Source organism: Celeribacter sp. ULVN23_4 (genome assembly GCF_054788345.1).
The window spans coordinates 1-2,857 of sequence record NZ_JBTVYO010000020.1 but is presented as its reverse complement, the minus strand read 5'-3'; the positions used below and the strand labels follow the sequence as shown (position 1 = coordinate 2,857).

4 protein-coding genes are annotated in these 2,857 nt (G+C 64.8%); all 4 read left to right on the top strand.

Annotated features, from left to right (window positions below; translation table 11 throughout):
* Window positions 1–519 (top strand): biliverdin-producing heme oxygenase (locus ACYBHZ_RS19290; RefSeq protein ID WP_460275943.1); only part of this gene is annotated, 519 nt, incomplete at its 5' end.
* Window positions 520–552: 33 nt separating this feature from the next.
* Window positions 553–1,590, top strand: coding sequence for a tonB-system energizer ExbB (gene exbB, locus ACYBHZ_RS19285; RefSeq protein WP_460275942.1), 1,038 nt, complete (start codon window positions 553–555; stop codon window positions 1,588–1,590).
* A gap of 3 nt (window positions 1,591–1,593) precedes the next feature.
* The gene (gene exbD / locus ACYBHZ_RS19280; protein ID WP_460275941.1) at window positions 1,594–2,061 is read left to right on the top strand and encodes a TonB system transport protein ExbD; all 468 of its coding nucleotides are present in this window, start codon (window positions 1,594–1,596) and stop codon (window positions 2,059–2,061) included.
* Complete coding sequence (locus ACYBHZ_RS19275) at window positions 2,054–2,848, top strand: energy transducer TonB family protein (RefSeq protein WP_460275940.1); 795 nt, start codon at window positions 2,054–2,056, stop codon at window positions 2,846–2,848. The genes exbD and ACYBHZ_RS19275 overlap by 8 nt, the downstream gene beginning before the upstream one ends.
* Window positions 2,849–2,857 lie beyond the last annotated feature (9 nt).

The following is a 2,857-nucleotide window of genomic DNA, read 5'->3' as shown; positions in this document are numbered from 1 at the left end:
CATGAGCGGTTGGATCGGTCGATCATGGCGGCAAAACCGTTTGACAATATTGAGAATTACGGGCGTTTCTTGCGAGTTCAGCACGGGCTGCATCACCATGTCGCGCCGCTCTATCGTTCCGCTGATCTGGCCGCATATTTTCCCGGATTGAACACGCGCGGGCGGCTCAGTGATGTGACGCAGGACATGGCCGATCTGGACCTCCCGCGGCCCGAAATCACCGCCGCGCCCGCCACCGAAACCGCCGATCTTCCGGAGGCACTGGGCTGGCTCTACGTGGTCGAGGGCTCGAACCTGGGCGCGGCCTTTCTGTTGAAATACGCCCGCAAGATGGGCCTGTCGGAGACCCATGGCGCTCGCCATCTGGCAGAGCCGCCCGAGGGCCGCGCGCCCTATTGGAAAGCCGTCAAATCCGCGCTTGATGCGGTTGATCTGAGTTCCCATGACCAGGCCCGTGCGATCAAGGGGGCCGAGGCCGCATTCGCGACAACCCGCGATTTGGTACAGGCGCATCTGTAAGGCGAACCGCCACGGGCGGAAGAAAGAGAAACCATGTTGAGAAAAGACATCTGGCCCAGCCTCGTGCTGTGCGGCCTGCTTAGCTTTGCCCCGCTGGCCTCTGCGCAGGAGACTGTGCCTCAAACCCCGCCTGATACACAGGTGCAAAGCGCCTCTGAGGGGTCTCAGCTCGCACAGGACAACGCAGAGACCAGACCTCAGACAGAAGAGGGGCCGCTCCAAACGGAAGCCCCCACCATAAAGCCCATAGATACCCCACCTGTCGCCGCGCCCGAGCCGTTCCCCTCGCCCCTCACAGACCCGCGCGGAGCGCTCGATTGGCTGCTGACCCGGACAGAGGCCTCGGGGCATGATCTGTCCCCCATCGGCATGTATCGCAGCGCCGATATTGTCGTGAAACTGGTGATGCTGGGGCTGGTCTTTGCCTCTTTCGTGACCTGGACGGTCTGGGTCGCCAAGACGCTCGAACTTTGGGGCGCACGCTGGCGGGTGCGTCGGGCGCGGACCGTGCTTGCAAAAGCAGCGACGCTCGCGGAGGCGGAACGCTGCCCGGAGGTGCGGCGCGGTGCCGTGGGCCGGATGATGGATGAGGCACGCAGCGAGTTCACACAGTCGGAACCGGCCCTCAATCATGCCGGACATGCAGGCCTCAAAGAGCGTCTCACTGCCGCTCTCACGCGTCTTGAAGCCGAGGCGGGACGTCGCATGGCGCGCGGCACCGGCGTCTTGGCGACCATCGGTTCGACCGCGCCCTTTGTCGGCCTCTTCGGCACGGTCTGGGGCATCATGAACAGCTTTATCTCGATCGCGGAGAGCAACACGACCAATCTCGCCGTCGTTGCGCCCGGCATTGCCGAGGCACTTTTGGCCACCGCGATGGGGCTGGTCGCGGCGATCCCGGCGGTGGTGATCTACAACCTCTTTGCCCGTAGCATTGCAGGCTACCGGCTTTTGCTGGGCGATGCAGGTGAACGGATCGAACGGCTGGTGAGCCGCGATCTCGACCGTCGCGCGATCCCGCCAGAAAATACGCAAGAAAACACGCAAGAAATCCCTCAGGAGGCGGCCTGAGCCATGGCGGGACGGATACGCGAGGGCGACGATCTTGTGGAAAATGCCGAGATCAACGTGACGCCTTTCATCGACGTGATGCTGGTGCTTTTGATCATCTTCATGGTCGCTGCGCCCCTGTCGACGGTGGATGTGGCGGTCGATCTGCCCGGCTCCACCGCCAAACCCGCCGAGCGCCCGGAGGAGCCGCTTTACCTGACGGTCGCGCCCGATCTGAGCCTTCATCTGGGTGAGACGGAGGTGGCGCGCGCGGCGCTGGCCGATGAAATCAAGCGGCTGACCGATGGCGACCGGGAGCGGCGGATCTTTTTGCGCGCCGACAAAAGCGTGGACTATGGCGCGTTCATGGAGGTGATGAACCTGCTGCGCGCGGCGGGCTATCTCAAGATTGCGCTGGTCGGGCTGGAACAGATTCCCGTTGCGGAACAAGACACCGCAGAACAAGGCCGCGCGGAGGTTCCGGGTGACTGAGCCGCAAACCCCACGCCTGTTTGGGGATCTCGCGCTTTGGGGCGCGGCGGTGCTGATCGTGCTGGGCGCTCATGCTGGCGCGCTGGCTTGGGCAATGCGCAGCCCGCCCGTCGTCGCCTCGGATGGCCCGCCACCGGCGATCATGATCGAGTTGTCGGCCCTGCCCGAAGCCGTGGAGACCGAAGAGACGGAACTCTCCGAAGACCTTGAGGACGCTCAGGCCAGTCAGGCCGCGCAGGAGATCAAAGCACCGGAGCCCGTGGAAGAACACCGCGAGACGCCGGAAGAGGCAGACCCCGAAACCCAGCGGGAGGCCGAGGTCGCGCTGCCGTCTCGCGAGCGTCCGAAACCCCGCCCGGCCCCTCAGCCAGAACCGCAACCACGCCGGCCGGAAAAACCCGCCCCCGCGCCACAACAGCAATCCGCCGCCTCACAATCGGCGGTCAAGGCGCAGAACCAACAGGCGCAGCAATCCACCCGCAACGCCGCCGCCCAAACCGCGCGCGGCAGCGGTCGCACCATGAGCCCGGCGCGCTGGCAAGCCCGGCTCATGGCCCACCTCGAACGCCACAAACCGCGCTCCAATGGTGAACGCGGCACGGTCTATGTCACCTTCTCCATCAACGCCGCAGGAGAAATCTCCGCCATCCGCCTCGCGCGCTCCTCCGGCACAGCCTCGATTGACCAAGCCGCCCTCTCCCTCATCCGCCGCGCCTCCCCAGTCCCACCACCCCCACCGGAAATCCCCTCAACCCTCACCGTTCCGATCAAGTTTGAAAGACGCTAGAGGGCAGGC